The sequence below is a fragment of the Novosphingobium sp. genome (genome assembly GCF_032093395.1).
GTDB lineage: Bacteria > Pseudomonadota > Alphaproteobacteria > Sphingomonadales > Sphingomonadaceae > Novosphingobium.
Map to the genome: position 1 here is coordinate 28052 of NZ_DAMDBA010000045.1, position 5104 is coordinate 33155.

Below are 5104 nucleotides of genomic sequence, written 5' to 3' on the forward strand. Positions count from 1 at the left end.
CGCGCCGCAGGACATGCCAGCATTGTTGAACAGCACATCGACCCCGCCGAAGCGGGACACGGCGAGGTCGATCATCGCCTCTACCGCCGCCGGATCGGATACGTCGGTGCGCTGGTAGACCGCCGAAGCGCCCAGCCTTTCCGCCAGCGCCGCCCCCGCCTCGTCCGCGATATCGGCAATCAGGACTTTCGCCCCCTCCGCCACGAACAGTTCCGCAGTAGCGCGGCCGATGCCGCTCGCCCCGCCGGTGATGACCGCGACTTTGCCTGCAAGTTCTCCAGCCATCAGCGTGCCTCGAAAGTGATCGGCAGCGACTCGATGGTGCGCGTGGCGACGGTGGGCGTGTAGCGGATCGCGCTTTCGGGAATGGCCAGCTTCAGGTTCTTCATCTGCCGGGCGATCTCGCGCGCGGCCACCTTCACTTCCATGCGCGCCAGCGCCAGCCCGATGCAACGGTGCGGGCCGCCGCCGAAAGCGACGTGGCGCCCCAGATTGACGCGGGTAATGTCGAACTTGCGCGGTTCCGGGAACACCGTCTCGTCATCGTTGCCCGATCCATAGACCAGCAGCATGTGCGCGTGCGCCGGGATCGTCGTGCCGTTCACGGTAACCTCGCGCGTCGTCATGCGGCTGAGCGCGCGGACGGGCGGTTCGGCCCGCAGATGCTCCTCGATGAAGCGGTTGAGCTGGCGGTCGTCGTCCACCACGCTTTCCAGCAGTTCGGCCATGCCGGGGCGCGTGGTGAGGACGTAGAACAGGTTGCCGATGGCGGTCGCCGTGGTGTCGTTGCCCGCGATCAGCGTGGCCCGCACCAGCGAGACGGCTTCGGCGAAGGTCAGCTTCTCCTTGCTGCCGTCCTCGTTGCTGACTTCCGCATTCACGAGGTCGGAGATCATGTCTTCCGACGGATTCGCCTCCCGCTCTTTCATCTTGCCGATCAGGTATTGCTGCAACTCAGCGATCTGCGCGGCATTGGCCAGCATCGTCTCGCGGCTCTGCATCGCGCCGATCTGCGCGGTGACCGCGACCGACCAGCGCGAGATCTTCTCCTCCATGCCCTGGTCGAGCCCGAGCTGCTCCACGATCACGCGGATGGTCAGCGGTATCGCAATGTCCTTAACGGCATCGCACTGGCCATCCCCGCGCGCCACAACGCCCGCGATCACATCACGCACGACTTCGGTGATGCGCGGCTCCAGTTCCTTCACGCGGTGCGCGGTGAAGGCCTGCTCCATCAGCTTGCGGATGCGCGTGTGATAGGGCGGATCGGACATGATCGCGTCCGGAAAATAGCCGCCGCCGTGCGCTTCGAGGTAGGCCTGAAACTCCTCCCGCATCCCGCGCGCCTGTTGTTCCGAATAGCCGTGCTTGACCGAGAACGTGACCGGGTCGGACTGGATCTTCGAAATATCCTCGTGCCGCGTCACCAGCCAGGAACCGAGACGCTCGTCATAGTGGATCGGATCGCCGCGGCGCATCGCGCGGTAGAACTGGTTCGGCTGCGCCTGGATCGCGGTATCGGCCAGCGAGCCGCCTGCCAGCAGCGCCTGTTCCTCTGCGGAAAGCGCCTGCCGCTCGCTGACTCGGTCTTCGGTAGCCCCAACTTGCGCTGATGTAGCCATTTGCCTGTCCCATATGCGTGTCTTTGCGATCTTCTATGGACCGGGTGGCGACGGCCAGCCATGCCCGCCCTCGAACCCAGGCTTGCCCCGAAGGGCATACTCATTACCCCAACGCAGGCGCCACGGTCACCTCCAGACCGTCCAGATCCTCGCTCATCTTGATCTGACAGCCCAGGCGGCTGGTGTCCTTCATGACGTCCGCCACCATGTCCAGCATGGCGAATTCGACGTCGTCCGGCTCGCCCACTTCGTTCCACCAGTCCCGCGCGACATAGACGTGACAGGTCGCGCAAGCGCAGCCGCCGCCACAATCGCCCATGATCCCGGTGACCCCGCGCGCGCGGCCGAGTTCCATCAGGCTGACGCCCGCGTCCACATCGGAAAATTCGTGCTTCACGCCGTCGATGTCGGTCATGGTCACATGAAGGTTGCCCATAAGTCCGGCCCGGTCCTCGTCGTTTGATTTTCGCTGGTGATGCCGCAGTCGGGATGCGGCGCAAAGCGCTCCCCATGCCCTGCGACTTGCCCCTGCCGGAAAACCGCCAGCACGAAGCGGGGCGGCGTTCCCGTACAGGACAAGCCCTCTGCCCGGCCCGTCATTTGCCGCGCCCGCCGCCGCTCCTAACCTGCAAACGACAGCCGCGAGGATACCCGTGGCCAGGAGGAGAAAAAACGTGGGACGGACACTGATCCAGAACGCCACGATATTCGACGGGACAGGCAAGGCCACAACAAAGGGCGATCTGGTGGTCGAGGGCAACCGCATCGCCTCGGTCGGCACGACGACCGTCGCGCAGCCTAACGACATCACGATCGACGCCAGCGGCATGTTCCTGATGCCCGGCATGGTCGAAGGCCACGCGCACCTTTCGTTCGAGAACGTCTGCGCGACCGAGGATCTGATCACCCCCAGTCCCGAAACGCAGGTCTTCACCGCCGCGCGCGGGGCCAAGGCGCTGATCGAGGCGGGCTTCACCTCGGCCTACGGCGCCTCCGAAGCCAAACTGAAACTCGCCGTCGCGGTGCGCGACGAGGTCAACGCCGGCCGCCTGCCCGGCCCGCGCATCCGTGCCGGCGGCCTCGAAATCTCCGTCACCGGCGCAATGGGGGACGAGAGCAAGCTGCACAACCCGAGGCAAAGCCCCTCCGCCATCGTCGACGGCGTGGAAGAGATGCGCAAGACCGTGCGCCTCCACTGCCGCGAGGGAATCGACAACGTGAAGCTCGATGTCTCGGGCGACCCGTTCTACCCCGGCACCCCCGGCAACACGACGCCGATGACGTTCGAGGAAGTGCGCGTCGCCGTCGAAACGGCCCACGCCTATGGCCGCAAGATCAACGCCCACACCCGCTCCATCGAAGGCTCCAAGCACTGCGTCCGCGCGGGCGTGGACGGCCTGTTCCACTGCGAATACGTGGACGAGGAACTGCTGGACATGATGGAGGAGGCGCGGGACCGCATCTTCGTGGTGCCCACCGTCGGCCTCTTCGCGCAGATCATGGCGGGCGAGGCTTCGGCGCACGGGCTCTCGCCCGAAGTCGGCGGCTACATGAACATTCCGGACCTGCTGGAAAACTCGTTCGTGACGCATACCGAACTGCGCAAGCGCGGCATCCGCCATCTGATCGGCGGCGATTACGGCTTCGGCTGGAGCCCGCAGGGCACGCAGGGGCGCGACCTCAAGTCCTTCGTCGATTTCTACGGCTACACCCCGGCCGAAGCGCTGGCCTGCGCCACCCGCAACGGCGGCCTCGCCATGGGATACGGCGGCGAACTCGGCACGCTGGCGCCGGGCAAGCTGGCCGACCTGATCCTGGTCGACGGCGATCCGCTTGCGGACATTTCCATCCTCACCGGGCCGGAAAAGGTCGCCTTCGTGATGAAGGACGGCGTGGTCCAGAAAATCAGACCTGCCCTCGCAAGACAAGCGAGCACGCCGACGCTCGAAGCGGCGGAATAAGGAGCCTCGGAATGAACGTCGCCACCGGAACGCTGCAACCCGGCGAGGCCCGCTGCCCCGCCGAATCCACGCAGGACATCATCGCCGCCGACCGCAATGCCGCCCCCGCCTGGGCCGCCAGCGAAAGCTACCACTACCTCGGCAGCGAAGACGTTTCCAAAGAACGCTACACCGATCCCGCCTTCGCCAAAGCGGAGTTCGAGCGGATGTGGACGCGGACCTGGCAGATGGCCTGCCGAGAGGATCACATCCCCGAAGTGGGCGATTATTACGTCTACGACATCGGAACGTACTCGTTCGTCGTCACGCGCTGTGATGACGATGAGATCCGCGCCTACTTCAACGCCTGCCTCCATCGCGGCACGAAGCTGAAGCCCTCCGGCACGGCGGGCTTCGCGGCGAACCTGAAGTGCCCGTTCCACGGCTGGACCTGGAACCTCGACGGATCGCTGAAGGAAATCCCCGAAAAGTGGGACTTCGCCCATACTGCCACGCAGAAGATGTGCCTGCCCGAAGCTCGGGTGGAGCGGTCGGGCGGCTTCGTCTGGGTCAACATGGACCCCGCCGCGCCCGGCCTTGAAGACTATCTCGGCGCCGAGGCCCTCGCCCATCTCAAGGCGTGGAAGCTGGAAGATCGCACCATCTACCTCCACGTCCAGAAGAGCTATCCGGCCAACTGGAAACTGACGATGGAAGCCTTCATGGAGGCCTACCACGTCGGCGACACCCACCCGCAAGTCGCGCCCGCCAATGGCGACGTGAACTCGCAGTACGACGTCTATGGCGATCACGTGGACCGCTTCATCTCGACGCTGGGTGTGGTCAGCCCCAAGCTGCGCGACAAGTACAGCGAGGCGGACATCATCTCCAACTTCACGCTGGGCGACAGTTCCTCGCTGGGCGGCAGCAAGCCCGAACTGAAGGCGGGCGAACGCGCGCGGCAGGTGATGGCGGACATGTTCCGCGACATGTTCGAGACGGCGACCAACACCGATCTCAGCCATATCTCCGACACCGAACTACTCGATACCTACAGCTATACGTTCTTCCCGAACCTGTTCCTGTTCCCCGGCATCTCGCTGCCGATGATCTACCGCTTCCGCCCCGACGCGCGCGACCACCGCCGCACGATCTACGAAGTGATGTTCATGCGCCCCAAGCCCAAGGACGGCCGCGAGGTGGAGACGGCCGAGGTGGAGATCCTGGCTGATCACCAGTCCTTTGCAGAGGCCCAGGGCATGGACCCCGGTTTCGGCCATATCCTCGATCAGGATACCGACAATCTCTACGCCCAGCAGGAGGGTCTGGAGGCCAGCGCCAAGCCCGGGATCACTCTCGGCGACTATCAGGAAGTGCGCGTGCGCCACTTCGAACAGACCATCGACAAATACATGGCGATGCCGCCCTATCATCCCGACTTCCGGGCGTTGCAGCGCTGATGACGTTCTCGCTTCCGGGCCGCACCGTTTTCGTGGCCGGCGCCTCCTCCGGGATCGGCGCCGGTTTCGCGCGCGCCATTGC

At 65.0% G+C, this 5104-nt stretch carries 5 protein-coding genes; 2 read left to right on the plus strand and 3 right to left on the minus strand.

All coding sequences use genetic code 11. The features are described 5' to 3' along the window. From RT424_RS15075 to RT424_RS15085, 3 genes are all read right to left on the minus strand, one after another. On the minus strand, nucleotides 1–285 hold a 285-nt coding region (locus RT424_RS15075), incomplete at its 3' end, for an SDR family NAD(P)-dependent oxidoreductase (protein WP_313439910.1). After that, nucleotides 285–1622, minus strand: a complete 1338-nt coding sequence (locus RT424_RS15080) for a cytochrome P450 (RefSeq protein WP_313439913.1) — start codon at nucleotides 1620–1622, stop codon at nucleotides 285–287. The genes RT424_RS15075 and RT424_RS15080, both read right to left, overlap by 1 nt. A 103-nt stretch (nucleotides 1623–1725) precedes the next feature. Beyond that, nucleotides 1726–2037: a 2Fe-2S iron-sulfur cluster-binding protein gene (locus RT424_RS15085; protein WP_313439916.1), complete on the minus strand. Its 312-nt coding sequence runs from the start codon at nucleotides 2035–2037 to the stop codon at nucleotides 1726–1728. A gap of 259 nt (nucleotides 2038–2296) precedes the next feature. On the opposite strand from RT424_RS15085, the gene RT424_RS15090 reads away from it, so the two are divergent. Both RT424_RS15090 and RT424_RS15095 read left to right on the plus strand, forming a co-directional pair. Further along, nucleotides 2297–3583 (plus strand): amidohydrolase family protein, encoded by a 1287-nt coding sequence (locus tag RT424_RS15090; protein ID WP_313439918.1) that lies wholly within the window; start codon nucleotides 2297–2299, stop codon nucleotides 3581–3583. An 11-nt stretch (nucleotides 3584–3594) separates the two neighbouring features. After that, entirely contained in the window at nucleotides 3595–5022 is a 1428-nt protein-coding gene (locus RT424_RS15095) for an aromatic ring-hydroxylating dioxygenase subunit alpha (protein ID WP_313439920.1), read from the plus strand. The last annotated feature ends 82 nt before the right edge of the window (nucleotides 5023–5104 follow it).

What these genes read in the sequence shown, in the direction of transcription:
- RT424_RS15080 (WP_313439913.1), bottom strand. Translation starts at nt 1,622, where the DNA reads ATGGCTACATCAGCGCAAGTTGGGGCTACCGAAGACCGAGTCAGCGAG.
- RT424_RS15085 (WP_313439916.1), bottom strand. Translation starts at nt 2,037, where the DNA reads ATGACCGACATCGACGGCGTGAAGCACGAATTTTCCGATGTGGACGCG.
- RT424_RS15095 (WP_313439920.1), top strand. Translation starts at nt 3,595, where the DNA reads ATGAACGTCGCCACCGGAACGCTGCAACCCGGCGAGGCCCGCTGCCCC.